Consider the following 26,235-nt stretch of genomic DNA (forward strand, 5'->3'; position numbering starts at 1 on the left):
GTAATTAAGATGGGCTTAAGGTTAAGTATGGTTTACACTAACCCTATTCTACATGATTTTTTCACGGGGTGTTGCATTTAATATTGCAATTTAAGGTAAATAAAATTATAAAAATTTGTAGAAAAATGACTTTATTTAACGTGGATTTAACATTAATATATTAGTATATACATTTGCATTTTAATAATAAATTTTTCGGGGGGGAGAACATCAGAATGGAGACTATGAATTATAAAATGTTTTTTTCACTCCTTGGAGGGCTCGGACTTTTCGTTTATGGAATGAAGCTTATGGGCGAAGGACTTCAAAAGGCTGCAGGAGAAAAGCTGAAAAGAATTCTCGAAGTTTTAACCACTAATAGAATACTTGGCATCCTTGTCGGCACCGGAGTAACTTCTATTATTCAAAGCAGCAGTGCAACAACTGTAATGGTTGTAGGCTTCGTAAATGCAGGGCTTATGTCACTTTCACAGGCCGCTGGAGTTATAATGGGTGCAAATATAGGTACAACCATGACTGCACAGCTTATAGCCTTTAAACTTACTGATATAGCACCATTTATACTTGCAATAGGTGCTGGTATGGTAATATTTACAAACAAAAAAAGGACAAGGGACATAGGGGAAATCGTTCTTGGATTTGGAGTACTTTTCGTTGGTATGTCTATGATGGAAAAATCAATGAAACCCCTTGCTGAAATGGAGTCGTTTAAAAATCTTATTCTTACACTTGGAAGGCATCCACTCCTTGGTGTTTTAGTTGGCCTTGGAATGACTGCAACAGTTCAAAGCAGCAGCGCTACAATAGGTATACTTATGGCCCTGGCCGCTACAACTCCAAACTTTGGACTAAATGTTGCCCTTCCGGTTCTGTTTGGAGACAACATAGGAACATGTGCCACAGCACTTCTTGCAAGCATAGGTACAAACAAAAACGCAAGAAGAGCCGCACTTATACATTTAACATTCAATGTAATAGGAACCATTATATTTATGTCAATACTTCCAATCGTTCTTAGGGTTATACCAATGCTCGGTGGAGACATACAAAGGCAAATTGCAAACTCACATACATTGTTTAACGTTACAAATACAATACTTCAAGCTCCATTTATTCCTTTACTCGTTGTATTTGTAAACAAGCTTGTTCCTGGTGATGACAGAGATGATAATGCTATGGCACTTGAATACCTTGACAAAAGGCTTCTCGAAACCCCTTCCGTAGCTGTAGGACAGCTTGTAAAGGAAGTAGTTAGAATGGGTAATATAGCATCGCAGAACCTTCAAGCCGCCTTTAATGCTTTTATTAAACAGGATGAGAGGCTTGTGAATACTGTTTACGACAGGGAAGATCTTGTAAATTTCCTTGAAAGGGAAATCACATCGTACATGGTTGCCCTGTCAAATACGGCGCTTTCAGAGCAACAGCATGAAATAGTTACCTCTCTGTTTCATGTTGTTAACGATATTGAAAGAATTGGAGACCATGCTGAAAATCTTGCAGAACTTGCGGAATATAGAATGGATACAAAATCGTCGTTCTCCGAGCAGGCTATTACAGAGCTTAAATACATGTTTGAAACAACTAAATATGCCGTTGACACAGCAATATCGGCTCTTGAAAACACTGATTATGATGCAGCTAAAAGTGTTATTGAAGTCGAGAAAAAAATTGACAGCCTGGAAAAACAGCTTAGGAAAGATCATATCGAAAGACTTAACAGAGGAATATGCAATCCTGTAAGCGGCACGGTATTTCTTGACTTTATAAGCAACCTTGAAAGAATAGGAGACCATTCAAACAATATAGCTCAGATGGTGCTTGAAGCAGAATAGGTTTATGTGTTGTGCTGCTCTGAAAAGCCCATTGGAATAAAAGCAGAAAATATATACAGATCGACGCTGTGATAAAAAATATATAACTCTCACAACTACGCTTGCGCACAGAGGTTCTAAAGCTCGGAACAGCTGACAAGCCAAGTGAGTTCGTGAAACTCGCTTGGCTCAAACACCACGAACTTCACTAAGGCTTCTCAGCTGTCCTCTCGCTAAGAACCTCTAGTTGCTCGCTAAAATAGTTCGTTTTATATATTTTTTTATCACAGCTTATTAAAAAAAGAACTAGTACAACAAGTTAACTTAAGTTTAGATTATTATTGAAACTGTTTTCATAATCTTGTGGTGAATTTTATTTCATGCAGAGTTACTCTGAAAATCCCATTGTAATAAAAACAGAAAATAAAAAGAGACTGTATTGTTTTTTTGTACCCCACAGCAAAATCAATACAGTCCCTTACTTATTTTGGGAGTGATATTAATTAAACTTACTCCATGTATACTTTTTATATGAAATAAACCTTTCTAAAAATTGAGAGGATAATATCGATAAAAACACATAGGTCTCATATCTATACCTCGTCTGTGTTTCTATAAAAACATGTACAAGCATAAATCCTATGATCAGTATAGAAATTATGTCGACTTTTATCCTTCTATCAATTAGCTTCAATATAATGGCTGCAATGGAAAAAACAATCATCGTTATATACTGCAAATGGCCTAATTCAAGAAGGTAGTTAATAAATTCTGTTATTTTAGCATTTTCAAGGGCGAATTCATACTGGTTATCCTTTCCGCCCATAAAATTATGCATTTTAATCACGATAAACCTTAGGGTTTTCTTATAATCCTTTAGAGATTTCCCTATAGCCTTTAAACACTCTTCATTATACCTGTTGTAGTCAAAATTTAGCGTCTTCAAGTCATAATAGACCTGAGTTTTCTCTGCATTTTCCGTTGGTATGCTATAAACGCCATTTCCTGTTAATCCAAGGACAAACTTAAAGTATTTGACATTATCCTTACTAATGGGGCCAGGTGAAACCCCCGCCTTAATAAGAGCAAAATCAAATCCTCTGATAACCAGCATAAATGCTATTATCAATAGAGCAAACCTTTTTAACCAGCTGGTATAGCTACCATTTTCCAGCGCACTAATGAAATAATATAAAAACGATGCGATTATAGCAATTATGGCTACGGGCCGAATTATCTGTGTAAATCCCAGAATAATCCCGGCATAGGATGCAAAGCTCAATCTATGGTCCAGTATAAAATATATTGCACATATCAGCAATAAAGTGCTTAAATGCTGATTGTTTATTATAGAGGCTCCAAAAACGTTTGGTATAAATACCGCATAAAGTAAGGAGGAAATTGCTGCACTTTTATCATTTGAAATTTTATTAACGAGCTTATATATGATTATGGATGTCAGGGTCATATACAGCCCGTCAAGTATTTTAAACCAGACTAGACCTTCTCCAAATACCTTCATTACAAGTGCCAGATAGGTTGTATAGCCTATTTGAAAGTTATAAAAATAAAAATAATTAGTTTTATCAAAGCTCAAACTCTTAAAGGTTCCATTTACAATGCTTTTAGCACCTTCAAGCAGCACTTTATAATCACTGACCGGATTTGTTGCGGCATAAATATTCCATAGCAAATACTCAAATAAGGATATAAGTATTAGCATCCCTGTGAAGGCTCTTTTGCTGATATTATTTACCCTAACTCCAATAAATAACAAGAATAGCTCCACTACTAATGCTCCGGACAGCAATATTCTGCTTACATGCATGTTTTCTGTTGAGACATAAAATACACTTAAGGAAGCTCCTAACATAAAAATCAGGATAATGGAGCAAATAATTAAAAATATAATTCCACATAAGTTTGATAGTTTTCTGGTTATCAACTCATGGTACCTCCATTTATTAAAAAACAATGTATAAATAAAATAAATCAATAAAACATACAGCCCCTCAATTAGTATAGCATAAAAATTTAAAACCTTTTTAGGAAAATTATAAAATAATCCGATGTGTTACTATGAAAAGTCCAAACGAGTTAAAATATCTTTTTTCTATACGGGGCAAAATATATTTAAAGGATGTGATAGCATGAAAAGATGGATATTGATTATAACCATATTTATTATAATCTTTTGCAGTAGTTTTTCTTCTTTAAATATACCTTTCAAAATATTCGTTGAGGACAAAGAAATAAAAGTTCCTGATGGTTACATCATGAAGGATGGTAAACTCTATATCTCGGAGGATGCTCTTAGAAGGGACTTTGGTTTTAACATATTTTACGACAGGCCTGAAAACAGATTTAGAATATATGATATTACAAAGATGATGTATAATGCGAGATGTCAATTATTTGAAGATTTTGCTCGTATATATACACCAAATAGCCCCGATGAAGCAGCTGAACTCTGGGCAAGGGGCATTAAAGAAAGAAATGGCGTCTTTCAATATCTGGCATTAAGCGAGTCCTTAAGAAATGAATTTAAAAATTTAGCAGAACAAACAGGCAGCATTACATGGATTACCGGATTTTCAAGCCCCTGGGTGGATAGCTATAAAATAGTAAAGGAAAAAACCGATGAATCTACTTACGTATATAAAATAATTTTTACAGCGATAACCTCAGCATCGGATAAATTTACATGGCATGCAGTAATAACCGTCGGCAAGGAAAATTCCAAATGGAGAATTATAAAAATTGATAAGGATTTTGATATTATGTAATACGTTGTTTATTTTTCTCACATTTAATATTAAAATAAAATTATAACACTGCGTAAGGAGCTGGTATGATGATTAGATTTGGTTATCCCTACTTTGGCAAGAAGTACTTATATGACATCGTCACAAACACTCTACACTATCTTGTTAATGAGAAACCTGAATGCAGGATCGATGAAATAGATGAAGAAAACGTTGATATGTACAGCTCTCTAAATGAAGGCTCACTCATAACTGACCACCCTGTTTATAGACCATGTCCCCACTGCATGAAAAAGGAATATGAGTAAAATTTTAGCCCTCTTTATCCTGGATAAAAAGGGCACTTTCATTTTCCGGGAAATTTCAACCTATATCGATACTTAAAGTACAATCTTGATTTTATTCCCGCAGTTTTGACATCTGTCATCATTTAAATTCATCATCACATAATACCCGTATCTCTCAACAACCGTTCCTCCGCACTCTGGACAGTATGTATTATTATCCTCCCCTGGAAGGTTGCCTATATAAACATAGTTAAGATATTTCCTGGCTATATCCCTTGCTCTTCTCAGGCTTTCAGGCTTTGTTGGCCTGTCCGTGAATTTATAGGCAGGATAGTATCTTGAAAGATGGAGAGGTATATCCTTATCAATAGAAGCAATCCATTTTGCCATCTCTTCTATTTCATCATCGCTATTGTTATATCCATCTATTATAAGCGTTGTCAGCTCCACATGTGTTTTATCTGAAGAAAGCTCTATGGTTGAAAGAACCTCATCAAGGCTCCCCATACATATGTTTTTATAATAACCATCATTAAAGCCTTTAAGGTCTATATTCATGGCGCTAATATGCGGAAGCATTTCCTTTAATGGCTCTTTTTCAATATAGCCGTTTGTAACAAGGACTATATCGGGTTTATTAATGCTGACTTCAACTTCCTTTAAAAAGTCAAATATATATTCATACCATATTGAAGGCTCATTATAGGTAAAGGCTATACCTATGCTTCCTTCCTTCGCAGCATCCAAAGTTATTTTTAAAAGTTGCTCCGGGTTTACATATTTTGTTTCAGGTGAACTTTTAGATATGGAGTAGTTCTGGCAGAAGCCGCAGCTAAAATTGCATCCAAAGCCTCCAACAGATAATATAGTTTTACCGGGCTTGTAGTGATACAGCGGCTTCTTTTCAACTGGGTCGATGGCAAGGGAGCTTATCTCTCCATAGTTAACTGTATACAACCTGTCTTTCTCAGCCCTTCTTACTTTGCATATACCTCTTTGGCCGTTTTTCAAGTGGCAATGATGGGGACAGAGATAGCAAAGGATATATTTATTATCTATTCTCTCATAGAACATTGCTTCCTTTATCATTTAATCAACTGTGTCTTACAACTTCAAACCTTTCTATTTCATATTCCTCGTCTTCAGAAATTCCTGCCTTCTTAAGCGCTATGCTTATCTGTTCATCAACTGTGTCTACTCCTTCAAGATCTGGCAGAAGGACCCCTGCTCTATTTCCCTTTCTAACAATTACTCCATATCTTTTAGGATTTAAATCTTCCTTTGATGTTTTTACAGGAGGCATAAGCACATCAACGGAATAATCTATGTCAACAAGTTCATCTCTACCTACCGGATAGAACCTTGGATCATTCACTCCTGCTTCAACAGCATTCCTTATTATTTCCTCCGCAACGTTGTCTGTAATGGGATATATTGTGCCTATGCATCCCCTTAACTCTCCGTCCTTTTTAAGGGATACAAATACGGCTCTTTTCTCCTTCAGCATGGATGCTGGTATATAGTCTGGTATCTTTAAATATTCACCTTCATTTATATAATGTTCAAGGCTTTCTCTTGCAAGCCTCACATAAACATCCTCATTTTTTCTTCTTTCCTCTAACTCCCTTTGCCTTATAGCCTTTAAATCCTCAAGAAATTGTCTCTCTTCTGCCTCTTTCTGTACTTCAAATCTCAAAACTCCATATCCCACTCCAAAGGGACCTTCATATGAAAGGGTTTGCCCCTTTACAAAATAGCCTTCCATAGCACCAAGCATAATATAGAAGGATCTCATACCACATTCCCCAGCGTCCTCTATAAGATCTTTATTCATATTAAATATTCCTTTAGTATCAACCCTTTCAAGTAGCTTTATTATCTCCCTGTCAAATTCCTCTCCGCGGGGATTATATTCATAGGGTCCTTCATCCCTTAGCCTGTGGGATAAGTCCCCGCTTGCAATTAAAACCACACTGAAGTCATCCTCCTCAACTGCCCTTTTTATGGCCATTCCAAACCTATAAAGATCAATCTTGTGAAGAAGCCCATAGACTATATGCACTATTTGAAAGTCCCTATAAACTTTGTTTATATAGTACAGAGGTACAGCTGCACCATGATCAAGCTCACAAAGCACATCGTATTCTCTCACTGAGTTTTTTCCTAATGGAACTACAGATATATTCATTTCATCTGCATGCCTTATTATATTCTCAGTAAGATGCATGCTGATGTTCATATTAAGCTTTACATGTGGTGCTCCAAATCTTCTGAAATCACCTTTTATAGAAGGTACATTTGAAATGGATATTGCATCTCTAAACAATGGCCCGTGTGGTGTGATTATAATTATTATCTCTGGTTTAAGTTCCTTAATTTCATCTGCAGCCTTTTCAAGGGCCCTAATTGTTTTTTCAGCCTTATATTCCTCCCCCTTTCCTATTTCAGGGATTATAATTGGTGGATGAGGCATAACATAATATCCCAAAATTTTACCCATTTTAACACCTCCTTAGTAAGAGTTTAACACTTTTTTGTTCCATAAATACATAACTTTCTGTAAATTCTATTATATAAATAATAGGTAGCTAAGAAGCCAAAGAAGAGTTCGTGGTGTTTGAGCGCAGCGAGTTTTAAAAGCTTACTTGGCCTGTTAGCTGCCATAAGCATTAGAACTTCTTTGTTAATTTTGCTGGTGAATGAAATACATTTTATTTTTTAATTTTCCAGTTGAGGTTCCGTAAAATATCTTGTAATTCCACAGTATATTGCCCATGCTATTTTATTCTGATAATCTTCCTGATTTAGAAGTCTCTCTTCTTCAGGATTTGAAAGAAAACCGCATTCCACAAGTATGGAAGGTACCGGATTATCCTTTAATATATAATAGGTATTGTTAGCCTTTTCTTCCCTTCTATTGTTCCTGTCCAATACTTTTATAAGCTCCTCCTGGGTTATTTTAGCAAGCCTTTTACTTTTTTCGTCATCCCTATTGTAAAAAACCTGAGCTCCGTAGTATTGAGACTGTGGAAAACTGTTTAAATGGATACTTATAAATACATCGGCCCTGTACTCTTTGATTATCTCCTTTCTGTTTTTCATATCGGTACTCTTTCTATTTTTATCCGTTTCAGCATACAGCCCTTCATCCACTTCCCTTATCATTATGACAGTATTGCCGTGCTCCTCCAGATATCCCTTTAGCTTTTGTGATATTTTAAGGTTTACATCCTTTTCTAGAGTTCCACTCCTGCCTATAGCCCCTGGATCCCTTCCTCCATGGCCTGCATCTATTATGATTACCCTATTGCCAGATGGAACATTTCTGTGAAGAAATATATTTTTATATGTAATATCAAACAGCGCAATTAATAGACCAATTATTACTACTATAATTATCTGGCTATATCTTTTTAACACAAAACCACTCCCCCGGCGAAATCAATACTATTTTATGAACGCTTTTAACACGATATGAAAGGCTTTTTATAATTAAGCCCGAGGAGAATCAATTACTTGTTAAACGTCAAAATAAACCATATTAATTTTACCTGAAAACGGCATAATTAAATCACCTTTAACTCTTGCGTAAAATTGAATAATCTGCCTTTTGGAATGCAAATTAAGAAAACCGTCAATACTTTTAATTAATTGTCACACTTACAAATTTACATAATATAATGTACTGAGAAAAGAATCCTGCTTTAATTAAACAATTTTGCTGGATTCAATCTATGGAGGTGTAACATTCATGCCAAATCTTGCTGTAATTGATCTGAAAAAATTACTTGGAACTCCTGATTTAGCAAAAACAACAGACCCTGACGATACAATGACAAGCATTATGCAGCTTTTAAAGGGTATATTGAATCAATCAATAAGCGGACCTACTCCTGCAGCTACTACTTTAACCTCCGGGCAGCTAACGTCTATTGGTACTACGGCAACTCAGCTTCCTTCATTGCCTTGTAAAAAGGTAATTTTACAAGCAGACCTTGTTAATCTTGTTGGCGTTTTAGTAGGTGGCTCCTCTGGACAGTTTTATAATTTAGTAGCTGGCTCAAGTGTAACCCTTGATGTTTCAAATCTTAACCAAATTTATGTAAGGGCTAGCGCGGTAGGCATTGCTAATGTAAATTGGATTGTTATTAGCTGATAATCTTAAAATTACTAACTATATTTTATGTGTAAAAGTAGGTGAATTTCGATGCCTGAAATAGTTTTAACAGCAGAACGAAGCCTTACAACAACTACAGCTGATTTAAATGGGAATATAAATACAGATACGCTTTATATAGGAAGGGACGAGAATAATGCCTATAGAAGCTATCTTTACTTTGATACCTCATCATTATCTGATACTTTAAATATCGTATCAGTAAGCCTTATACTTCCTATTATAAAAGATTTCTATCCATGCTGCAAAAAATGCTTTTTTGTTTATCCACTCACATCGGATTTTGGAGACTATACAACGTTTTTAAATTTCCCTACATTTGGAAGCCCATATACAAAGATGCGATATCACAGCGGTCCAGTTGAAATTGATATTACTAATATCGTATCAAACTGGATTAATAATAATTTAGTTAACTATGGATTAATGATAAAGGGAACAGAGTCCTCCTGCTCCCTTATGACCTTCGGTTCTGCGATAAACCCTGACCCTAACCTTGTTCCAAAGCTTAGAATTATTTACAGTCTCGGGCCGAAACCAGTTCCAAGCCTTGTTAACTTTAAAGAGAAGAATTTTACACTGTCCAATACTTCTCCAACCTCAACTTCAACATGTGTAGGCACCTTTAAGGATGGAACCTTCTTTATTACAAGAACAGATGCGGGTACAGACCCGCTGACCTTTACTATTCAAGTAAGCGCCGACGGAACAACCTGGGTAACTGACAGTTCTGATACCCTCACTAATGGAAGTATAGCACTGGTTCCTCTTTACTTTGGGAAATGCTATCGACTCATAGGTTCGGGAGCAGGAACCTGGAATGTGAATGTAAAGTTTGTTTATCAATACTATTAAATTAACTTTAGCGATGTAGGTGATTATGATGGCTTTTGTAACTTTCAAAGAAAAAACCTTTAATATAGACACCACAGACGATTCTTACACAACCCCTGCAATTAATACAAGCAAAATGAAGGATGGAACCTTTTTTGTAACAAATTTAAGCCTGCTTACTGATCTTAATGTTAAGATACAGGCAAGTGCAGACGGAATTACCTGGGTTGATGATTATTCAGACCTGGCACCCAAAGCTGTTGCAGGACCTCCTGTAGTCTATAATCCAATAGCTATAGCCCCACTTTATTTTGCAAAATACTATAGATTATCACTTGAAAGCGATCCACCCACTGAAGTCAAGGCTGCAGTTAAATTTGTATATCAAGTGTTCTAATAAATGAGGAATGCATTTAAAATGCATTCCTCATTTTATTCATCTATTCAAGATTATTCTCAGACTTTGGTTCTGTTAAATACCCGGTTAATCCACAATATATAGCCCAGACAACTTATTCTGATAGTCCTCCTGCTGAAGCAATATTTTTTCCTCAGGGTTAGACAAAAATCCACACTCTACAAATATTGCCGTGCTTCTCTTCGATATACTCAGGTTTATTTCTTTCTCAATTGCTCCATTCTTGACTATTGCTCTATAATCCCTTCCTCCATGCCATGCATAGATCAATATAACCTTATTACTTGAAGGAACCTTTTTGCCTTTGAAAACAAACTCCTGTGTAATATCAAATACTAATATGAATAATACTATTAATATTATTATAAATACCCTTGAATACTTTAACACCAAACCACCCTTAAAAAAATCTAAATTAATTATATGTTGTTTTTAATAGTAATATAAGAAAAGCCAAAATATTACATAGATAGTTATTGCCATAGATGGTTCGTTGTCGCCGATGTCTTTTTATGATATTATTTAATAAACGCAATAAATAAACGACTTAATCATTGATAGGAAGTGAATACATGGACTTAATCAAGATAAAAGGAAATGCATACTTCTTTAATGCACCTACTAATTCAGGTGTATATGTTTTTAAAAATAAAAACTGCCTCATTATAGATACAGGGCTTAATAACGGCCAGGCCAGAAAACTTGAGGAGGCACTTCTAAGGAGTGGATTTCATCCAAAGTACATAATAAATACCCATAGTCATCTGGATCACTGCGGAGGGAATTCCTATTTTCAGGAAAATTACTCTGGATGTATAGTGTATACCTCTGAACTTGAAAGGGTATATCTCGAAAATCCTCATATTTATCCAACAACTTTATTCTCCTCAAGCCCTCCAAAAGAACTCTATAGAAAACAAAGGCCCTTAAGGGTAGATTTTACCCTTGAAAAAGGAAGCATTAAAATAAACGACGAAAAGTTTGAAATCATACCACTTAAGGGACACACAATAGATCAGATAGGTATCATTACTCCAGAGAAAGTATGCTTCCTTGGAGACTCCATATTTAGCCAGGAAACTATTAATAAGTATGGATTGCCTTATCTTAATGACGTAGGTGAAACCATTGACACGCTTATTTATCTAAGAGAAGTCGAGTGTGAATTTTTTGTACCTGGCCATTCCGACCAATTCCTTAGTCGGAAGGAACTGCTGGAGCTCATTGACCTTAATCTCAACAATATAGATAAGTATATAATGCAAATCAAGGAACTTTTAGACCAACCTTTGACCCGTGAGGAGCTCCTTGAAAACCTTATAGTGCTTAATGATTTTGCAGTAAATTACACTCAGTATCACCTTTATCATTCATCACTCTCGGCATTTCTTGCATATTTATTTAACAGTGATAAGATAACTTATTCCATAGAAAACGGAAAGGTCTATTATTATAATTGCGTATAATTTTAATAGAATAAACAGGGCTTCGCCAACCTTGAATAGAAATAAAATCGAGCAAAAAGATGTCAGGCACCTTTTTATTTGATTCTCACAATACAAAAAATAAAAACCTCTCGTATGAGAGGTTTTTCATTATCTCTTTGAGAACTGTGGAGCTCTTCTTGCCTTCTTGAGACCGTACTTCTTTCTTTCTACCATTCTTGGGTCTCTTGTGAGGAATCCTGCCTTCTTTAGGACTGGCCTTAAGTCGGCATCTGCCTTTACAAGGGCCCTTGCAATACCATGTCTTATAGCTCCAGCCTGGCCTGTAAATCCACCACCATGCACGTTTACAATAACATCATACTTACCCTCTGTTCCAGTAAGTACTAACGGCTGTCTTACTATAACCTTTAAAGTTTCAAGGCCAAAGTAGTCGTCTATGTCTCTCTTGTTTATAGTTATCTTACCTTCTCCTGGCACAAGCCTAACTCTTGCAACAGAAGTCTTTCTTCTTCCAGTTCCGTAGTATTGTACTCTTTCCATCACTGCATCCTCCCTTCACACCACATTAGTATTTAAGCTCGAGCACTTCTGGTTTCTGTGCTTCATGGTTGTGTTCTGGTCCTCTGTATACCTTGAGCTTCTTAATCATCTTTCTTCCAAGTGGTCCCTTTGGAAGCATTCTTCTAACTGCTTCTTCAATAACAAGCTCTGGCTTAGTTTCAATCATCTTTCTGTATGGTGTTTCCTTCAATCCACCTGGATAAAGTGAGTGATGTCTATAAAGCTTTTGATCGAGCTTCTTTCCTGTTAGAGCTACCTTTTCAGCGTTTACAACTATTACAAAGTCTCCGGTGTCAACATGTGGAGTAAAGGTAGGCTTATGTTTACCTCTAAGTATTGCTGCTATCTGGCTTGCCATTCTTCCAAGTGTCTTATCTGTTGCATCAATAACATACCATTTTCTTTTAACATCTTCGGCCTTTGCCATGTATGTTTTCATCTTTTTCCCTCCCTGAACTTATCTGGTACCTGTATTCCTGTTATTAAACTTATATCGACAGATCCGGGGCTAGTGGATCATGACTTCTTCATTAAACACCATTCTATATTTTAATACAACGAGCCGGGTGTGTCAAGTATCAATAATATACTTTTTCCAGGCACAGTCCTGATGCTGGAGCTGTTTGGCCTGCTCTCTCCCTGTCTTTGCTCAGTATTATTTCCTCGATTTCACTTCCAGCTATCCTGCCCCTCCCAATATCAACGAGGGTCCCCGCTATAATCCTAACCATGTTATACAGAAAGCCATCCGCTTCTATAAACATTTTGATTATATCTCCATCCTTTATAAGTTCCAGTTGCCTTACTGTCCTTACAGAGGTTTTAACAGAGCTTCCTGAAGCCCTAAAGGCAGAAAAATCATGCTTCCCTAAAAACGCCCTCGAGGCCTTCACCATCGCTTCAAAGTCAAGGGCATAGGGACAGTGCATAACATAGTTTCTCATATATGCAGGCTTAGCCCTTCTGTTAAGTATTGTATAGCTGTATCTTTTTCCCCTGCTGCAGTACCTTGCATGAAAATTATCCGAAACCTCCTCAGCCAGGATCACAGTTATATCCTCTGGCAACCTGGCGTTAATGGCCTGTGGAAGCTTTTCTGTCGGTATCTTAGTATCAGTAAAAAAGTTAGCCACCTGTCCTCTTGCATGCACACCTGCATCTGTTCTGCTTGAACCTATTATCGTTATATCTTCCTTTGTCAAGGAGCTTATAGCATCCTCTACTACTTCCTGTATGGACATGGCATTTTTCTGCCTCTGCCATCCAGCATATCTTGTACCATCATATTCTATGACTATTTTTATGTTTCTCATCTAAAATCGCCTGCTTAGAATTGATATGACAACCAGCAGCGTTGTTATGACAACTGCTGTTATGTCCCGTTTTTCTATCTTAAGCTGTTTAAGCCTTGTTCTTCCTTCTCCTCCCCTGTAGCACCTTGCTTCCATGGCCATTGCAAGGTCATCTGCTCTTCTGAATGAGCTTATGAAAAGAGGCACAAGCAGCGGAACAAGGTTCTTAGCCCTCTTAACTATATTTCCAGATTCGAAGTCTGCTCCTCTTGCCATCTGGGCCTTCATAATTTTATCCGTTTCATCCAGAAGTGTAGGTATAAACCTCAATGCGATAGTCATCATCATGGCAAGCTCATGTGCGGGAAGGCCAACTCTCTTGAAGGGGTTTAAAAGCCTCTCTATTCCGTCTGTAAGGGCTATAGGAGAAGTCGTTAACGTCAATATAGATGTTCCTATTATAAGAAATATAAGCCTTAATACCATAAAAACCGCAAGGTAAACTCCCCTATCTGTTATGGTTATTGGTCCCTTCTGAAAGATGGGGGTTCCAGGGGTTAAAAAGGCATTAAGCACTGCTGTAAACACTATAATCCATAGTATTGGCTTGATACCTTTAAATATATATTTAAAAGGTATTTTAGCAATCAATATAACGGCCAGTGTATAAAGGGCTATAAATATATACCCTCTATAGTTATTTACAATGAATAGAACTACTATAAACACAAAGGACAGCAAAATCTTAACACGCGGATCAAGTTTGTGTACAAAGGAATCTCCGGGCAGGTATTGTCCAATAGTGATGTCCTTAATCATTTTATATCTCCCCTCAGAATTTTCATAAGTTCCTGTTTGGCTTCCTCTACAGTAATTATATCTTCCCTTATATTATAACCCTTTTCCCTGAGCCTCCTGGCAAGATAAGTAACCTGCGGAACTCCAAGCCCTATTTTCTCAAGGGTCTCAACTTCTCTGAAAACTTCCCTTGGAGAACCCATAAGTATATTTTTCCCCTTATACATAACTATAAGCCTATTTACAAGTTTTGCAACATCCTCCATGCTGTGGGAAACAAGTATAATCGTTATTTTGTACTCCTCATGGAGCCTTTTAATCTGGCTCAGTATTTCATCTCTTCCTCTTGGGTCAAGCCCCGCCGTGGGTTCATCAAGTATGAGTATTTTAGGTTCCATGGCAAGAACTCCCGCAATAGCTACCCTTCTCCTCTGTCCTCCGCTCAGTTCGAAGGGCGATTTATCCCTATATTTTTCTATATCAATACCTACCACCTCAAGGGCACGCCTTACTCTCTCATCCACCTCTTCTGCAGACAGTCCCAGGTTTGTTGGTCCAAAGGCCACGTCCTTATATATGGTTTCCTCAAAAAGTTGATGTTCGGGGTATTGGAAGACAAGTCCTACCTTTTGTCTTATTTTCCTCAGCTCTACTCCCTTTTCTGTTATACACTCTCCGTCTATATATATATTTCCTGATGTGGGTTTTAGAAGACCGTTTAGCTGCTGTATAAGTGTAGATTTGCCCGATCCCGTATGCCCTATAAGCCCTATGAACTCACCGTCTTTAATCTCGAAGGAAACGTCGTCTATCGCTGTCTTTTCAAAGGGTGTTCCAGGCATGTATTTGTATGTTAGATTTTCTACTTTGATTGACATATCGCATCCACCATCTCTTCTATAGTTAAAATATCTTCTTGAATCTCAATTCCACTCTGTCTTAGTTCATATGCCAGTTCAGTCATCTCAGGAACGTCAAGTCCCAGAGCCTTTAACTCTTTTACCTTTGAAAAGACCTGCCTTGGACTCCCCTCAAGTACTATTTTCCCTCTTTCCATTACAACTACCCTGTCAGCGTCAACGGCTTCTTCCATAAAGTGAGTTATTAAAACTATCGTTATGCCCTCTTCCTTATTAAGTCTTTTAATAGTTTGAATAACCTCCTTTCTTCCCGCTGGGTCAAGCATTGCAGTTGGCTCATCAAGAATTATACATTCTGGCTTCATTGCAAGAACACCTGCTATTGCAACTCTTTGCTTCTGACCTCCAGAAAGAAGGTGGGGACCATGATGCGCATAGTCAAACATATTGACGGCTTTAAGTGCTTCATCAACTCTTTTTCTTATCTCCACAGGGGGAACACCCAGGTTTTCAGGCCCAAAGGCTACATCTTCCTCTACTATGGTTGCAACTATCTGGTTGTCAGGGTTTTGAAATACCATTCCGGCCCTCTGCCTTATATTCCAGAGGTTTTTTTTATCCCTTGTATCCATCCCATCAACAAGTATTTTGCCGTCGGAGGGCATGAGTATCGCATTGAAATGCTTGGCAAGGGTTGATTTTCCAGATCCATTATGACCTATAACAACTAAAAATTCGCCCTTATGAACCTCCAAGTCAATTCCATCAAGAGCAATGCCAAAGTCCTCATTGTTTTGCCTTTTATAATAGAAATACACCTTCTGTGCTTGGAGCATACTGTTTTCCATCAAGAACACCTTCTATATGCAAAGTAATAATAATTAACATTTTTGTGTAGGGAAGAACAGTGTTCTCCCACCCAGTAACGGTTACCTGATAACGAACAATGTTCGCTGCTTACGTATAAAATAATTTTGAATATGTAAAAAGGAATTAAGCAACACATACTTAACTTAATCCCGTGTAAGTATTATATAAGTTCGAGGATTACAACTTCCGCAGCGTCTCCTCTTCTTGGTCCCATCTTTATTATTCTAGTGTATCCACCGTTTCTTTCAGCGTATTTTGGTGCTATATCGCTAAAGAGCTTTTGTACTACCGCTGGTTCCGTTACAAAAGCAGCTACCTGCCTTCTTGAGTGAAGATCTCCTCTTTTAGCAAGAGTTATCATCTTTTCTGCAAGGCTTCTTACTTCCTTTGCTCTTGCTTCGGTTGTTACTATCTTGCCGTCTTCTGATTTGAAAAAGCTGGTTACAAGATTTCTAAGCATAGCTTTTCTGTGATCAGTAGGACGGCCGAGCTTACGATATCCTGCCACTTCAATCCCTCCTATTCATCGCTCTTTTTTAAACTAAGTCCTAGCGCTGCTAATTTTTGCTCAACTTCTTCAAGGGACTTCTTCCCGAGATTTCTAACCTTCATCATATCCTCTTCAGTCTTTTGAACAAGTTCCTGAACAGTATTGATTCCTGCCCTCTTCAAGCAGTTATAGGATCTTACTGATAGGTCAAGTTCCTCAATGGTCATTTCAAGAACTTTATCCTTCTTTTCCTCTTCCTTCTCAACCATTATTTCAACTTTATCTGCTTCGTCTGTTAAGCTGAGGAAGAGCTTGAAATGTTCAATAAGTATTTTAGCTGATAAACTTACCGCATCATCTGGAGTAATCGTACCATCAGTCCATATTTCGAGGGTTAGCTTATCATAGTCAGTAATCTGACCAACACGAGTATTTTCTACATTATAGTTAACTCTTTTGATTGGCGTATAAATTGAATCAACAGGAATTATTCCTATTGGCTGATTCGGCTGCTTGTTTTTTTCCGCAGGAACATAGCCCCTACCTTTATCGATAGTTAATTCCATATACAGCCTTCCACCATCGCTGACAGTTGCAATATGGTGATCTTTATTTACAATCTCAACGCTTCCATCTGATCTAATATCTTCACCTGTGACAACTGCAGGCCCGGTGATGTCAATTGTTGCGGTCTTAGGGCCATCACCTTCAAGTTTTATAGCAAGGCCCTTTAAATTTAATATGACTTCAACAACATCCTCTTTTACGTTTGGAATAGTTGAAAATTCATGAAGAACGCCATCTATCTTAACTGAAGTTACTGCAGCTCCTGGTAATGAAGAAAGTAATATCCTTCTCATTGCATTACCAAGAGTCGTACCGTAACCTCTTTCAAGTGGTTCTACGACGAACTTGCCGTACATACCATCTTCACTTTTTTCTACACATTCTACCTTTGGCTTCTCTATCTCTAACATCTATATATAACCCTCCTTATAAAAAGGTAAATGAAAAATTGAGGGCAACTGATTCTACACCTTAATTATCTGCTGTAAAGCTCAACTATAAGTGTCTCGTTAACAGGAATATCTATATCCTCTCTCTGTGGAAGAGCTATTACCTGGCCTTCCATCTTATCCTTGTCTACAGTGAGCCACTTTGGTACAGTTGTAGCAACTTCTGCAAGAGCTTTAAACTTTTCACTCTGTCTGCTCTTTTCAGCTACAGCAATAACATCGTTAACCTTTACTTCGTATGAAGGAATATTAACCTTTTTACCATTTACTGTAAAGTGTCCATGCCTTACGAGCTGCCTTGCTTCAGGTCTTGAATTTGCAAACCCAAGTCTGTAAACAACGTTGTCAAGTCTCATTTCAAGAAGTCTTAAGAGGTTTTCACCTGCAATTCCTTTTTGTCTTTCAGCTTCTTCATAGTATCTTCTAAATTGAGTTTCAAGTATTCCGTATATTCTCTTAGCCTTTTGCTTTTCTCTAAGCTGCATTCCGTAGTTTGTAAGTTTCTTTCTGTTTTGTCCGTGCTGTCCAGGTGCATAAGCCCTTTTAGCCACCGGGCACTTGTCTGTAAAGCACTTTTCTCCCTTAAGATAAAGTTTAACGCCTTCTCTTCTGCAAAGTCTGCATACTGGTCCAGTATATCTTGCCATTCACTACACCTCCTATCATTACACTCTTCTTCTTTTTGGTGGCCTGCAGCCATTGTGTGGAATTGGAGTAACGTCCTTTATAAGGCTAACTTCAAGTCCAGCTGCTTGAAGAGCTCTGATAGCAGCTTCCCTACCGGCTCCTGGTCCCTTAACATATACTTCAACAGTCTTCATTCCATGATCAACAGCTGCCTTAGCTGCTGTTTCAGCCGCCATCTGTGCAGCGAAAGGAGTGCTCTTTCTTGAACCTCTGAAGCCTAATCCTCCAGCACTTGCCCAGGAAATGGCGTTTCCAGCTGTATCTGTTATTGTAACAATTGTATTGTTAAATGTTGACTTGATATGTGCCTGACCGCGGTCAACATTCTTGCGCTCTTTTCTTCTTCTTACTTTCTTACCCTTTGCTTGAGCTGCCATTATCGTCCCTCCTTAATTATTTTTTCTTCTTGCCGCCGATTGTTCTCTTCGGTCCTTTTCTCGTTCTTGCGTTTGTCTTAGTCCTTTGTCCTCTAACAGGTAATCCTCTTCTATGTCTTAGGCCTCTATAGCATCCTATTTCCATTAATCTCTTTATGCTTAAAGCAACATTTCTTCTAAGATCGCCTTCAACAACGAAGTTCTTATCGATATATTCTCTAATCCTTGCTACTTCGTCATCTGTAAGGTCCCTTACTCTTGTATCAGGATTAACACCTGTAGCTTCAAGTATCTTGTTAGCACTTGGTCTACCAATACCGTAGATATAAGTAAGTGCTATTTCAACTCTTTTTTCTCTTGGTAAGTCTACACCAGCAATTCTTGCCATTGAGTTTCTACACCTCCTGTGTTCTACTTTTCCATTTGGTTGTTTATTATAAATCACTGAAAGCCTTCAGTGCAGCCGCGATCAAATTAGCCCTGCTTTTGCTTATGCTTTGGGTTTTCGCATATAACCATTACTCTGCCATGTCTTTTTATTATCTTGCACTTTTCGCAAATTGGCTTAACTGATGGTCTAACCTTCATGGCTATCCCTCCTTATTACTTTGCTCTCCACGTAATTCTACCTCTTGTTAAATCATAGGGTGATACTTCCACTGTAACCTTATCTCCAGGTAGTATTCTGATAAAATTCATTCTGAGTTTTCCAGAGATATGTGCCAAAATCTTATGCCCATTTTCTAATTCTACCTGAAACATTGCATTTGGTAAAGCCTCAATTACCGTACCCTGTAACTCGATTACATCGTCCTTTGACATAGGTAATCAAACCTCCTCATAACAGAATCATCCTTCCATGATTTCAGATAATCCTGAAATCAATCGTGATCCTGCTAAAGTCTGTATATTTTCTAATATTATCATAGTAAACCCATAGATTGCAGACTTTTTCTCAAATCAGCATCGCTGATGTTTTTTTTGTTTCTTAATCTTTCCGCGATGTCTTCAGCAAACCTGTTATGAAATACAAGGTGCTTTATCTTTTTTTTCTTTGGGTTGTCTATCTTCCTTAGGTCTCCATCAGATATAAGCACATAGTTTTCGTCTATGATACCCACGACTATAAAATATCTGTCTTTATCCCGTCCTGCTCTAGAATGGACTATCTGCCCCAGGGCAACGCCTTCCATACCTTCCACCTCTTAATTTATATTATTGTCAGTACTTCAGGGCCATCTTCAAGTATAACAACAGTATTTTCATAATGGCACGACATCTTTCCATCGGCAGTTACCACGGTCCAGCCGTCGGAAAGTTCCTTTACTGCATAGGTTCCCATGTTAACCATAGGTTCAATAGCAAGTGCCATACCCTTTGTAAGCTTAGGTCCTCGACCTGGTTTTCCATAATTAGGAACAGGAGGTTCCTCATGCATTTCCCTTCCTATTCCATGGCCCACATAATCCCTAACAACAGAAAAACCATGGGATTCAACATAAACTTGAATTGCGTGGGAAATATCTCCGATTCTATTTCCAACCACTGCATACTTTATGCCCTCAAAGAAGCTTTCCCTGGTAACATCAATAAGTTTCTGAGTTTCCGGGCTTATTTTTCCAACAGGAAACGTTCGTGCGGCATCACCGTGAAAACCGTTGTAAATCGCTCCACAGTCAATACTTACAATATCGCCCTCTTGAAGCACTCTATTACCAGGTATGCCGTGAACAACCTCATCGTTTACAGACGTACACAAAGTTGCCGGGAACCCGTTGTATCCTTTAAAAGAAGGGCGGGCTCCACAGCCTGTAATATATTCCTCTGCAATCTTATCGAGTTCCTTCGTGGTGATTCCAGGTCTAATTACCTCTTCGATTTTTGCCAAAGTTTCTGCAACAATTCGCCCCGATTTTTTCATCAGTTCTATTTCACTACTCGATTTTAAATAAATCATCGGTTTTCGCTCCCTAATACATTGCAGATATCTTCAAATACCTTATCTATTTCCTGCTCACCATCAATATTTCTTAAGAGGCCCTTTTCCAAGTAGTATTCTATCAATGGTTGAGTTTGTTTATTATATACGTAAAGTCTGTTCTTTACTGTTTCCGCACTGTCATCTGCTCTCTGAACAAGCTCAGCGCCGCAGTAGTCACATTTATTTTCCCACTTTGGTGGATTGAATATTACATGAAAGCTTGCACCACAGGCAGGACAAACTCTTCTTCCCGTCAGCCTTTTAATAAGCACTTCCTCTGGAACCTGAATGTTTATAACATGATCCAGGCAGCTCTCCATCGAAGCTAAAACTCCTGTCAAAGCATCTGCCTGCATAAGGGTCCTTGGAAAGCCATCAAGCAGAAAACCCTTTTCACAATCAGGCTGTTTAATTCTGTCCTCCACTATTGCAACAGTTAGTTCATCTGGAACGAGCTGTCCTTTTTTAATATACTCATCCGCTTTTATACCTAAAGGAGTCCTGTCTTTTATATTTTTTCTGAATATATCTCCTGTTGATATGTGAGGTATTTCATATTTTTCTGCTATATATTTTGCCTGCGTCCCCTTTCCCGCACCTGGCGGGCCAAGAAGAACTATCTTCATTTAAATCAACTCCATTATTTTAAGAATCCTTCATAATGTCTCATAACAAGCTGAGCTTTCAGCTGTTTATTTATCTCAAGTGCAACGCCAACTACAATCAGCACTGCAGTTCCACCAAACTGTATATTGCCAAGGTTTCTATTTATCATACCAGCTATAATCGGAAATATTGCAACAATAGATGCAAAGGCACCGCCTATTATAGTCATTTTACTCAATACCCTTGTTAGGTACTCCTCTGTTGGTTTTCCGGGCCTGAGACCAGGTATGAAACCACCATTTTTCTGCAGATTCTCTGCGACTTCATCTGGCTTAAATGTTACTGAAGTATAGAACCATGTAAAGAATATTATAAGGAATACATATACAACAGGATATATTGGATACTGCGAACTTAGCCAGCCGCTTTCAAATAGAGTACGTACCGGATGACCCGGCTTAAAGGCAAGCTGGGTAATAATAAGCGGAAATTGCAAAACTGATAAAGCAAATATTATTGCAATAACACCAGCTGAGTTAACGTTTATTGGAATGTGAGTACTTTGCCCTCCATAGGATTTTAATCCTATTCTTCTTTGGGCATATTGTACCGGTATACGCCTTTCTCCTAAGTCCATTGCTACAACGCCTGCAATCATAAGCACTGCAAATGCAGCAAATAACAATGCAGTCATGGGATCAAGTCCCCCACCCCTAACAAGTGTTATTAAACCTCCTACCATCGCCGGGATCCTTGCAAGTATACCTGAGAAGATTATAAGAGATGTACCATTACCCACCCCGCTCTCAGTTATCCTTTCTCCCAGCCACATAACAAATGTTGTACCTGCTGTGAGGGTGATTATAATAATTATAACCTGCCAAACGCTATTGCTTACCAGAGCACCGCTGTTTCTCAAATAAATACCTATACTAAAGGCTTGAATTACAGCAAAGAGAATAGTTCCATACCTTGTATATTCTGCAATTTTTCTTCGTCCATCTTCGCCTTCCTTTGAAAGCTGTTCAAGCCTTGGTATTGCTATTTGCAGTAAGCTCATTATAATAGAGGAGTTAATATATGGAGTCACTCCCAGTGCAAAAATACCAAAATACCTAAAAGCCCCACCTGATATCATATCAAGGAATCCAAATAATAGTCCCTGATCTGCAATTTTCGCAACTGCATCGGTATTAACGCCAGGAACAGGAATAAATACTCCTGCCCTGAATACCGCAAGCAGTGCAAGGGTTATGAATAATCTCTTTCTTAAATCAGGAACTTTAAAAGCATTACGTAAGGTTTTTAACATAATTAAATCACCTCTACTTTGCCTCCGGCAGCTTCTATTTTTTCGATTGCGGATTTAGTGAACTTATGAGCCTTTACAGTAAGCTTCTTTGTCAATTCTCCGTTTCCAAGAATCTTAACACCATCGAGAAGGTTCTTTACCACCTTTGCTTCCTTAAGAAGCTCCGGAGTAACTTCAGTTCCATCCTCGAATCTATTTAAAAGTTCAACATTAACCTCTGCGTATTCCTTAGCAAATATATTGGTGAATCCTCTTTTTGGAAGCCTTCTTTGAAGTGGCATCTGACCTCCTTCAAATCCAGGTCTTACTCCACCTCCTGAACGTGCTTTTTGACCTTTTTGTCCTCTTCCTGCAGTCTTACCCTGCCCTGAAGCAGTTCCTCTACCTACTCTTTTTGGCTCCTTGTTTGTTCCGGGAGCTGGTCTTAATTCATGAAGTCTCATCGTAGCACCTCCCTCTTATTATATTTCTTCTACCTTAACCATATACTTGATCTTTTCAATCATACCTCTTATCTGAGGGGTATCCTCATGGTCCACGCTCTGGCCAATCTTCCTTAAGCCAAGGGCTTTAACTGTTGCTATGTGATCTTCTTTTTTTCCTATTAAGCTCTTTGATAATGTAACTCTTAGCTTTGCCACGATGCTCCCCCCTTAACCTAAGATTTCTTCTACTGTCTTTCCTCTGAGTCTTGCTATTTCCTCCGCAGTTCTCAATCTGGAAAGAGCGTCTATTGTTGCATTAACCATATTTCTTGCATTGTTTGAACCTAGTGACTTTGATCTTACGTCCTTAATTCCAGCAAGTTCAAGCACCGCACGTACAGGACCTCCTGCGATAACTCCTGTACCTTCGGCAGCTGGCATTAAGAGAACCTTACCTGCACCGAATTCTCCTATAGCTTCGTGTGGGATTGTTGTTCCAACTATAGCTACCTTTATTAAATTTTTCTTAGCATCTTCAATGCCTTTTCTAATAGCTTCCGGTACTTCAGCAGCTTTTCCTATTCCTACTCCAACATGGCCATTTTCATCGCCAACCACAACCAGGGCGCTGAATCTAAAATTTCTACCACCTTTAACAACTTTAGCAACCCTGTTTATATATACAACCTTTTCCTTAAGGTTTAATCTGCTAGGATCGATTCTCATCTATTTCCCTCCTTTTTTAGAAATTAAGTCCTGATTCCCTTGCAGCCTCAGCAAGCTCTTTAACTCTTCCATGATAAATGTATCCGCCTCTATCAAATACAACGTCCTTTATTCCCTTTTCAAGTGCTCTCTTTGCTATGAGCTGGCCAACTGCCTTTGCCGCTTCCTTGTTACTTCCAACCTTCAAAGTATCCTTGAGTTCCTTGTCGATTGATGAAGCTGAAACAAGAGTCGTTCCAAGGTCGTCATTTATAATTTGAGCATATATATGCTTTTCACTTCTATAAACATTCAATCTTGGGCGTTCAGCAGTACCATAAACCTTCTTACGAACTCTTAAGTGCCTCTTTAATCTTTGTTCGTTTCTGGATGGCTTATTGAACATTTCGCTCACTCCCTTCTATTATTTCTTACCTGTCTTGCCTTCTTTTCGTCTGATTACTTCGTCAACATACTTGATTCCCTTGCCCTTATATGGCTCAGGTCTTCTAACTTCTCTTATCTGTGCTGCAACCTGACCTACAACTTCCTTGTCAATTCCCTTAACGATTACTGAAGTTGCTGCAGGTACTTCAAATTCTATACCTTCAACCGGTTCTATTTCGACTGGATGTGAATATCCAACATTGAGTACAAGCTTCTTACCCTGCTTTGATGCTCTGTAACCAACACCAACAAGTTCAAGAGCCTTCTGGTATCCCTGTGTAACTCCTGTTACCATGTTCTGAATTAATGCTCTTGTAAGCCCATGAAGAGCTTTTATTTCCTTTTCATCGCTTGGTCTTGTAACTACTACTGCATTATCTTCAACTTTTATATTCATAGACTTGTGCATTTGTTTGCTTAGCGTTCCCTTAGGTCCTTTAACTGTTACTGTATTATCGTTTCCAACCGTAACAGTTACACCCTGAGGAAGAGCAACTGGAAGTCTTCCTATTCTTGACATGTTTGCACCTCCTATTCGTATCGTATTACCAGATGTAGCAGATAACTTCGCCGCCGATTCCTTCTTTTCTAGCCTGCTTATCTGTCATAACTCCCTTTGAAGTTGAGAGTATTGCTATTCCAAGTCCACCAAGAACCTTTGGTATATTGTCTTTTTGAGCATATACCCTTAGGCCTGGCTTTGATATTTTCTTAAGTCCAGTTATAACTCTTTCTTTATTTGGTCCGTACTTTAAAGTAAGCTTGAGCATTGGTACTGAACCATCCATATATTCTTCAACACCGCTTATATATCCTTCATTAAGCATTATATCAGCAACTGCTTTCTTTAATTTTGAGGCTGGTAGCTCTACGCTTTCATGCCTTACTATATTTGCATTTCTGATACGAGTTAGCATATCAGCAATTGGGTCAGTCATAACCATATTTACTGCCTCCTTTCATATTAACTATTTTACCAGCTAGCCTTCTTGCAGCCTGGGATTTCACCTTTATATGCAAGCTCTCTAAAGCAGATTCTGCATACTCCAAATTTTCTCAGAACTGCATGTGGTCTTCCACATATTCTGCATCTGGTGTAAGCCCTTGTTGAAAACTTGGGCTCTCTCTTCCACTTTTCGATCATTGCCTTACGTGCCACAGTTTCCCCTCCTCTTATACTTGAGCGAATGGCATTCCAAGAAGTCTTAAAAGCTCTCTAGCTTCTTCATCAGTCTTTGCTGTTGTTACAAAGATGATATCCATTCCTCTTAATTTTTCAACCTTATCATACTCTATTTCAGGGAATATAAGTTGTTCCTTAATTCCTAATGAGTAGTTTCCTCTTCCATCGAATGCCTTATTTGAAACGCCCTTAAAGTCTCTAACTCTTGGAAGAGCAACGTTTACTAGTTTATCAACAAATTCATACATTTTTGATGATCTTAAAGTCACTTTAACGCCTATTGGCATTCCCTGTCTTACCTTAAAGTTGGCGATGGACTTCTTAGCTCTTGTAACTACTGGCTTTTGACCTGTTATAGTTGCAAGGTCGTTAACAGCTGCATCAAGAAGCTTTGGATTGTCCTTTGCATCACCAACACCCATGTTTATAACTACCTTTTCAAGCCTTGGTACTTCCATTATGCTCTTATATCCAAACTTTTCTCTTAATGCTGGTACCACTTCTTTTTCATATTTTTCTCTAAGTCTTGGTATCATTTAGTAAACCTCCTTTCAACCCTTAGAATGTCTCACCGCAGTGTTTGCAAACTCTTACCTTTGATCCATCCTCAAGAATTTTATGTGCTATTCTTGTAGGCTTATTGCAGTTCTTGCAGTAAAGCATTACATTTGAAGCATGTATGCTTGCTTCCTGCTTTACCATTCCACCCTGTCTATTTGCAACGTTAGGCTTAACATGCTTTGTTACCATGTTAACACCTTCAACGATTACTCTGTTCTTTTTCGGTATAACCTTTATTACTTCACCTTTTTTGCCTTTATCCTTACCTGCAATTACAAGTACAGTATCTCCTCTTTTAACGTGAACTTTAGGCATTGTCAC

At 38.1% G+C, this 26,235-nt stretch carries 38 protein-coding genes; 7 read left to right on the forward strand and 31 right to left on the reverse strand.

Annotation, left to right across the window (positions count from 1 at the left end; translation table 11 throughout):
• Positions 1-224: 224 nt before the first annotated feature.
• Complete coding sequence (locus EDD71_RS12940; protein ID WP_133629209.1) at positions 225-1,835, forward strand: Na/Pi cotransporter family protein; 1,611 nt, start codon at positions 225-227, stop codon at positions 1,833-1,835.
• Between the two features lie 478 nt (positions 1,836-2,313).
• Here EDD71_RS12940 and EDD71_RS12945 read toward each other — a convergent pair whose 3' ends face one another.
• Positions 2,314-3,642: a glycosyltransferase family 39 protein gene (locus tag EDD71_RS12945; RefSeq protein WP_207669350.1), complete on the reverse strand. Its 1,329-nt coding sequence runs from the start codon at positions 3,640-3,642 to the stop codon at positions 2,314-2,316.
• Between the two features lie 322 nt (positions 3,643-3,964).
• On the opposite strand from EDD71_RS12945, the gene EDD71_RS12950 reads away from it, so the two are divergent.
• Complete coding sequence (locus tag EDD71_RS12950) at positions 3,965-4,600, forward strand: hypothetical protein (RefSeq protein ID WP_133629164.1); 636 nt, start codon at positions 3,965-3,967, stop codon at positions 4,598-4,600.
• 68 nt (positions 4,601-4,668) lie between these two features.
• Positions 4,669-4,887: a hypothetical protein gene (locus EDD71_RS12955; RefSeq protein ID WP_133629165.1), complete on the forward strand. Its 219-nt coding sequence runs from the start codon at positions 4,669-4,671 to the stop codon at positions 4,885-4,887.
• Positions 4,888-4,959: 72 nt separating this feature from the next.
• Here the strand turns inward: EDD71_RS12955 and amrS are convergent, their stop codons facing one another.
• The 3 genes from amrS to cwlD all read right to left on the reverse strand — a co-directional run bounded on the left by amrS (position 4,960) and on the right by cwlD (position 8,286).
• Entirely contained in the window at positions 4,960-5,955 is a 996-nt protein-coding gene (gene amrS / locus EDD71_RS12960; protein ID WP_133629166.1) for an AmmeMemoRadiSam system radical SAM enzyme, read from the reverse strand.
• A gap of 4 nt (positions 5,956-5,959) precedes the next feature.
• Positions 5,960-7,366 carry an AmmeMemoRadiSam system protein A gene (amrA, locus tag EDD71_RS12965; protein WP_133629167.1) on the reverse strand — a complete coding sequence of 469 codons (1,407 nt, stop codon included), beginning with the start codon at positions 7,364-7,366 and terminating at the stop codon, positions 5,960-5,962.
• A 218-nt stretch (positions 7,367-7,584) separates the two neighbouring features.
• Positions 7,585-8,286 carry an N-acetylmuramoyl-L-alanine amidase CwlD gene (gene cwlD, locus EDD71_RS12970; protein WP_166636483.1) on the reverse strand — a complete coding sequence of 234 codons (702 nt, stop codon included), beginning with the start codon at positions 8,284-8,286 and terminating at the stop codon, positions 7,585-7,587.
• A gap of 331 nt (positions 8,287-8,617) precedes the next feature.
• Here cwlD and EDD71_RS12975 point away from each other — a divergent pair, with 331 nt between their 5' ends.
• From EDD71_RS12975 to EDD71_RS12985, 3 genes are read left to right on the forward strand one after another with little or no spacing between them, the layout of a single operon-like run.
• Positions 8,618-9,022 (forward strand): hypothetical protein, encoded by a 405-nt coding sequence (locus tag EDD71_RS12975; RefSeq protein ID WP_133629168.1) that lies wholly within the window; start codon positions 8,618-8,620, stop codon positions 9,020-9,022.
• Positions 9,023-9,073: 51 nt separating this feature from the next.
• Positions 9,074-9,898, forward strand: coding sequence for a DNRLRE domain-containing protein (locus EDD71_RS12980; RefSeq protein WP_133629169.1), 825 nt, complete (start codon positions 9,074-9,076; stop codon positions 9,896-9,898).
• Between the two features lie 28 nt (positions 9,899-9,926).
• Positions 9,927-10,274 (forward strand): DUF6385 domain-containing protein, encoded by a 348-nt coding sequence (locus EDD71_RS12985; RefSeq protein ID WP_133629170.1) that lies wholly within the window; start codon positions 9,927-9,929, stop codon positions 10,272-10,274.
• Positions 10,275-10,361: 87 nt separating this feature from the next.
• Here the strand turns inward: EDD71_RS12985 and EDD71_RS15775 are convergent, their stop codons facing one another.
• On the reverse strand, positions 10,362-10,685 hold the full coding sequence (locus EDD71_RS15775) for an N-acetylmuramoyl-L-alanine amidase (RefSeq protein ID WP_133629171.1): 324 nt from the start codon (positions 10,683-10,685) through the stop codon (positions 10,362-10,364).
• A 182-nt stretch (positions 10,686-10,867) separates the two neighbouring features.
• On the opposite strand from EDD71_RS15775, the gene EDD71_RS12995 reads away from it, so the two are divergent.
• Positions 10,868-11,761, forward strand: coding sequence for an MBL fold metallo-hydrolase (locus tag EDD71_RS12995; RefSeq protein ID WP_133629172.1), 894 nt, complete (start codon positions 10,868-10,870; stop codon positions 11,759-11,761).
• Between the two features lie 129 nt (positions 11,762-11,890).
• On the opposite strand, the gene rpsI is transcribed toward EDD71_RS12995, so the two are convergent.
• The 26 genes from rpsI to rplX all read right to left on the reverse strand — a co-directional run bounded on the left by rpsI (position 11,891) and on the right by rplX (position 26,229).
• Entirely contained in the window at positions 11,891-12,283 is a 393-nt protein-coding gene (gene rpsI, locus EDD71_RS13000; protein WP_133629173.1) for a 30S ribosomal protein S9, read from the reverse strand.
• 25 nt (positions 12,284-12,308) lie between these two features.
• Positions 12,309-12,743 carry a 50S ribosomal protein L13 gene (gene rplM / locus EDD71_RS13005; RefSeq protein WP_133629174.1) on the reverse strand — a complete coding sequence of 145 codons (435 nt, stop codon included), beginning with the start codon at positions 12,741-12,743 and terminating at the stop codon, positions 12,309-12,311.
• Positions 12,744-12,882: 139 nt separating this feature from the next.
• A complete protein-coding gene (gene truA / locus EDD71_RS13010; protein ID WP_133629175.1) occupies positions 12,883-13,617 on the reverse strand; it encodes a tRNA pseudouridine(38-40) synthase TruA in 735 nt (244 codons plus the stop codon).
• Complete coding sequence (locus EDD71_RS13015; protein WP_133629176.1) at positions 13,618-14,415, reverse strand: energy-coupling factor transporter transmembrane component T family protein; 798 nt, start codon at positions 14,413-14,415, stop codon at positions 13,618-13,620. It lies immediately after the preceding gene.
• Positions 14,412-15,272 carry an energy-coupling factor transporter ATPase gene (locus EDD71_RS13020; RefSeq protein WP_133629177.1) on the reverse strand — a complete coding sequence of 287 codons (861 nt, stop codon included), beginning with the start codon at positions 15,270-15,272 and terminating at the stop codon, positions 14,412-14,414. Before EDD71_RS13020 ends, EDD71_RS13015 begins: the two co-directional genes overlap by 4 nt.
• Positions 15,257-16,102: an energy-coupling factor transporter ATPase gene (locus EDD71_RS13025; protein WP_133629178.1), complete on the reverse strand. Its 846-nt coding sequence runs from the start codon at positions 16,100-16,102 to the stop codon at positions 15,257-15,259. Before EDD71_RS13025 ends, EDD71_RS13020 begins: the two co-directional genes overlap by 16 nt.
• A gap of 182 nt (positions 16,103-16,284) precedes the next feature.
• Entirely contained in the window at positions 16,285-16,632 is a 348-nt protein-coding gene (rplQ, locus tag EDD71_RS13030) for a 50S ribosomal protein L17 (protein WP_133629179.1), read from the reverse strand.
• A gap of 11 nt (positions 16,633-16,643) precedes the next feature.
• Positions 16,644-17,591, reverse strand: coding sequence for a DNA-directed RNA polymerase subunit alpha (locus tag EDD71_RS13035; RefSeq protein ID WP_133629180.1), 948 nt, complete (start codon positions 17,589-17,591; stop codon positions 16,644-16,646).
• A gap of 65 nt (positions 17,592-17,656) precedes the next feature.
• Positions 17,657-18,277: a 30S ribosomal protein S4 gene (rpsD, locus tag EDD71_RS13040; protein WP_133629181.1), complete on the reverse strand. Its 621-nt coding sequence runs from the start codon at positions 18,275-18,277 to the stop codon at positions 17,657-17,659.
• Between the two features lie 18 nt (positions 18,278-18,295).
• Positions 18,296-18,694, reverse strand: a complete 399-nt coding sequence (gene rpsK, locus EDD71_RS13045; RefSeq protein WP_133629182.1) for a 30S ribosomal protein S11 — start codon at positions 18,692-18,694, stop codon at positions 18,296-18,298.
• Between the two features lie 16 nt (positions 18,695-18,710).
• Positions 18,711-19,082, reverse strand: a complete 372-nt coding sequence (rpsM, locus tag EDD71_RS13050; RefSeq protein WP_133629183.1) for a 30S ribosomal protein S13 — start codon at positions 19,080-19,082, stop codon at positions 18,711-18,713.
• An 86-nt stretch (positions 19,083-19,168) separates the two neighbouring features.
• Positions 19,169-19,282 (reverse strand): 50S ribosomal protein L36, encoded by a 114-nt coding sequence (gene rpmJ, locus EDD71_RS13055; protein WP_028971919.1) that lies wholly within the window; start codon positions 19,280-19,282, stop codon positions 19,169-19,171.
• A 15-nt stretch (positions 19,283-19,297) separates the two neighbouring features.
• Positions 19,298-19,516 carry a translation initiation factor IF-1 gene (infA, locus tag EDD71_RS13060; protein ID WP_133629184.1) on the reverse strand — a complete coding sequence of 73 codons (219 nt, stop codon included), beginning with the start codon at positions 19,514-19,516 and terminating at the stop codon, positions 19,298-19,300.
• 101 nt (positions 19,517-19,617) lie between these two features.
• Positions 19,618-19,887 (reverse strand): KOW domain-containing RNA-binding protein, encoded by a 270-nt coding sequence (locus EDD71_RS13065; RefSeq protein WP_133629185.1) that lies wholly within the window; start codon positions 19,885-19,887, stop codon positions 19,618-19,620.
• A gap of 17 nt (positions 19,888-19,904) precedes the next feature.
• Positions 19,905-20,651, reverse strand: a complete 747-nt coding sequence (gene map / locus EDD71_RS13070; RefSeq protein ID WP_133629186.1) for a type I methionyl aminopeptidase — start codon at positions 20,649-20,651, stop codon at positions 19,905-19,907.
• Positions 20,648-21,301 (reverse strand): adenylate kinase, encoded by a 654-nt coding sequence (locus EDD71_RS13075; protein ID WP_133629187.1) that lies wholly within the window; start codon positions 21,299-21,301, stop codon positions 20,648-20,650. Before EDD71_RS13075 ends, map begins: the two co-directional genes overlap by 4 nt.
• A 14-nt stretch (positions 21,302-21,315) precedes the next feature.
• Positions 21,316-22,593, reverse strand: coding sequence for a preprotein translocase subunit SecY (gene secY, locus EDD71_RS13080; RefSeq protein ID WP_133629188.1), 1,278 nt, complete (start codon positions 22,591-22,593; stop codon positions 21,316-21,318).
• A gap of 2 nt (positions 22,594-22,595) precedes the next feature.
• Positions 22,596-23,036, reverse strand: coding sequence for a 50S ribosomal protein L15 (gene rplO / locus EDD71_RS13085; RefSeq protein ID WP_133629189.1), 441 nt, complete (start codon positions 23,034-23,036; stop codon positions 22,596-22,598).
• An 18-nt stretch (positions 23,037-23,054) separates the two neighbouring features.
• Positions 23,055-23,234, reverse strand: a complete 180-nt coding sequence (rpmD, locus tag EDD71_RS13090) for a 50S ribosomal protein L30 (protein ID WP_133629190.1) — start codon at positions 23,232-23,234, stop codon at positions 23,055-23,057.
• Positions 23,235-23,246: 12 nt separating this feature from the next.
• Positions 23,247-23,744: a 30S ribosomal protein S5 gene (gene rpsE / locus EDD71_RS13095; RefSeq protein ID WP_133629191.1), complete on the reverse strand. Its 498-nt coding sequence runs from the start codon at positions 23,742-23,744 to the stop codon at positions 23,247-23,249.
• A 16-nt stretch (positions 23,745-23,760) separates the two neighbouring features.
• Positions 23,761-24,129 (reverse strand): 50S ribosomal protein L18, encoded by a 369-nt coding sequence (gene rplR / locus EDD71_RS13100; RefSeq protein WP_133629192.1) that lies wholly within the window; start codon positions 24,127-24,129, stop codon positions 23,761-23,763.
• Between the two features lie 18 nt (positions 24,130-24,147).
• Complete coding sequence (gene rplF, locus EDD71_RS13105) at positions 24,148-24,690, reverse strand: 50S ribosomal protein L6 (RefSeq protein WP_133629193.1); 543 nt, start codon at positions 24,688-24,690, stop codon at positions 24,148-24,150.
• Between the two features lie 25 nt (positions 24,691-24,715).
• Positions 24,716-25,114: a 30S ribosomal protein S8 gene (gene rpsH, locus EDD71_RS13110; RefSeq protein WP_133629194.1), complete on the reverse strand. Its 399-nt coding sequence runs from the start codon at positions 25,112-25,114 to the stop codon at positions 24,716-24,718.
• A 29-nt stretch (positions 25,115-25,143) separates the two neighbouring features.
• Positions 25,144-25,329, reverse strand: coding sequence for a type Z 30S ribosomal protein S14 (locus EDD71_RS13115; protein ID WP_133629195.1), 186 nt, complete (start codon positions 25,327-25,329; stop codon positions 25,144-25,146).
• A gap of 14 nt (positions 25,330-25,343) precedes the next feature.
• Positions 25,344-25,889 (reverse strand): 50S ribosomal protein L5, encoded by a 546-nt coding sequence (gene rplE / locus EDD71_RS13120; RefSeq protein WP_133629196.1) that lies wholly within the window; start codon positions 25,887-25,889, stop codon positions 25,344-25,346.
• Between the two features lie 22 nt (positions 25,890-25,911).
• Complete coding sequence (rplX, locus tag EDD71_RS13125) at positions 25,912-26,229, reverse strand: 50S ribosomal protein L24 (RefSeq protein ID WP_133629211.1); 318 nt, start codon at positions 26,227-26,229, stop codon at positions 25,912-25,914.
• Between the last annotated feature and the right edge of the window lie 6 nt (positions 26,230-26,235).

Origin of the sequence: Fonticella tunisiensis (assembly GCF_004364155.1) — a bacterium.
GTDB classification, from domain to species: Bacteria; Bacillota; Clostridia; order Clostridiales; family Caloramatoraceae; genus Fonticella; species Fonticella tunisiensis.

Excerpts from the sequence above, each read along its gene's own strand:
- EDD71_RS12975 (WP_133629168.1), top strand. The coding sequence starts at position 8,618 with ATGCCAAATCTTGCTGTAATTGATCTGAAAAAATTACTTGGAACTCCT.
- rpsK (WP_133629182.1), bottom strand. The coding sequence starts at position 18,694 with ATGGCAGCTCAAGCAAAGGGTAAGAAAGTAAGAAGAAGAAAAGAGCGC.
- rpmJ (WP_028971919.1), bottom strand. The coding sequence starts at position 19,282 with ATGAAGGTTAGACCATCAGTTAAGCCAATTTGCGAAAAGTGCAAGATA.
- EDD71_RS12940 (WP_133629209.1), top strand. The coding sequence starts at position 225 with ATGAATTATAAAATGTTTTTTTCACTCCTTGGAGGGCTCGGACTTTTC.
- rplF (WP_133629193.1), bottom strand. The coding sequence starts at position 24,690 with ATGTCAAGAATAGGAAGACTTCCAGTTGCTCTTCCTCAGGGTGTAACT.
- map (WP_133629186.1), bottom strand. The coding sequence starts at position 20,651 with ATGATTTATTTAAAATCGAGTAGTGAAATAGAACTGATGAAAAAATCG.
- rplX (WP_133629211.1), bottom strand. The coding sequence starts at position 26,229 with ATGCCTAAAGTTCACGTTAAAAGAGGAGATACTGTACTTGTAATTGCA.
- rplM (WP_133629174.1), bottom strand. The coding sequence starts at position 12,743 with ATGAAAACATACATGGCAAAGGCCGAAGATGTTAAAAGAAAATGGTAT.
- rplO (WP_133629189.1), bottom strand. The coding sequence starts at position 23,036 with ATGAGACTTCATGAATTAAGACCAGCTCCCGGAACAAACAAGGAGCCA.
- EDD71_RS13075 (WP_133629187.1), bottom strand. The coding sequence starts at position 21,301 with ATGAAGATAGTTCTTCTTGGCCCGCCAGGTGCGGGAAAGGGGACGCAG.
- secY (WP_133629188.1), bottom strand. The coding sequence starts at position 22,593 with ATGTTAAAAACCTTACGTAATGCTTTTAAAGTTCCTGATTTAAGAAAG.
- EDD71_RS12995 (WP_133629172.1), top strand. The coding sequence starts at position 10,868 with ATGGACTTAATCAAGATAAAAGGAAATGCATACTTCTTTAATGCACCT.
- rpsM (WP_133629183.1), bottom strand. The coding sequence starts at position 19,082 with ATGGCAAGAATTGCTGGTGTAGACTTACCAAGAGAAAAAAGAGTTGAA.
- EDD71_RS13065 (WP_133629185.1), bottom strand. The coding sequence starts at position 19,887 with ATGGAAGGCGTTGCCCTGGGGCAGATAGTCCATTCTAGAGCAGGACGG.
- EDD71_RS13035 (WP_133629180.1), bottom strand. The coding sequence starts at position 17,591 with ATGTTAGAGATAGAGAAGCCAAAGGTAGAATGTGTAGAAAAAAGTGAA.
- amrS (WP_133629166.1), bottom strand. The coding sequence starts at position 5,955 with ATGATAAAGGAAGCAATGTTCTATGAGAGAATAGATAATAAATATATC.
- amrA (WP_133629167.1), bottom strand. The coding sequence starts at position 7,366 with ATGGGTAAAATTTTGGGATATTATGTTATGCCTCATCCACCAATTATA.
- EDD71_RS12980 (WP_133629169.1), top strand. The coding sequence starts at position 9,074 with ATGCCTGAAATAGTTTTAACAGCAGAACGAAGCCTTACAACAACTACA.
- EDD71_RS12945 (WP_207669350.1), bottom strand. The coding sequence starts at position 3,642 with ATGCATGTAAGCAGAATATTGCTGTCCGGAGCATTAGTAGTGGAGCTA.
- rpsI (WP_133629173.1), bottom strand. The coding sequence starts at position 12,283 with ATGGAAAGAGTACAATACTACGGAACTGGAAGAAGAAAGACTTCTGTT.
- rpsD (WP_133629181.1), bottom strand. The coding sequence starts at position 18,277 with ATGGCAAGATATACTGGACCAGTATGCAGACTTTGCAGAAGAGAAGGC.
- rpsH (WP_133629194.1), bottom strand. The coding sequence starts at position 25,114 with ATGGTTATGACTGACCCAATTGCTGATATGCTAACTCGTATCAGAAAT.
- EDD71_RS13025 (WP_133629178.1), bottom strand. The coding sequence starts at position 16,102 with ATGGAAAACAGTATGCTCCAAGCACAGAAGGTGTATTTCTATTATAAA.
- truA (WP_133629175.1), bottom strand. The coding sequence starts at position 13,617 with ATGAGAAACATAAAAATAGTCATAGAATATGATGGTACAAGATATGCT.
- rpsE (WP_133629191.1), bottom strand. The coding sequence starts at position 23,744 with ATGAGAATCGATCCTAGCAGATTAAACCTTAAGGAAAAGGTTGTATAT.
- rplE (WP_133629196.1), bottom strand. The coding sequence starts at position 25,889 with ATGATACCAAGACTTAGAGAAAAATATGAAAAAGAAGTGGTACCAGCA.
- infA (WP_133629184.1), bottom strand. The coding sequence starts at position 19,516 with ATGTCAAAGGACGATGTAATCGAGTTACAGGGTACGGTAATTGAGGCT.
- EDD71_RS13015 (WP_133629176.1), bottom strand. The coding sequence starts at position 14,415 with ATGATTAAGGACATCACTATTGGACAATACCTGCCCGGAGATTCCTTT.
- rplR (WP_133629192.1), bottom strand. The coding sequence starts at position 24,129 with ATGTTCAATAAGCCATCCAGAAACGAACAAAGATTAAAGAGGCACTTA.
- EDD71_RS12985 (WP_133629170.1), top strand. The coding sequence starts at position 9,927 with ATGGCTTTTGTAACTTTCAAAGAAAAAACCTTTAATATAGACACCACA.
- EDD71_RS13020 (WP_133629177.1), bottom strand. The coding sequence starts at position 15,272 with ATGTCAATCAAAGTAGAAAATCTAACATACAAATACATGCCTGGAACA.
- EDD71_RS12955 (WP_133629165.1), top strand. The coding sequence starts at position 4,669 with ATGATTAGATTTGGTTATCCCTACTTTGGCAAGAAGTACTTATATGAC.
- EDD71_RS12950 (WP_133629164.1), top strand. The coding sequence starts at position 3,965 with ATGAAAAGATGGATATTGATTATAACCATATTTATTATAATCTTTTGC.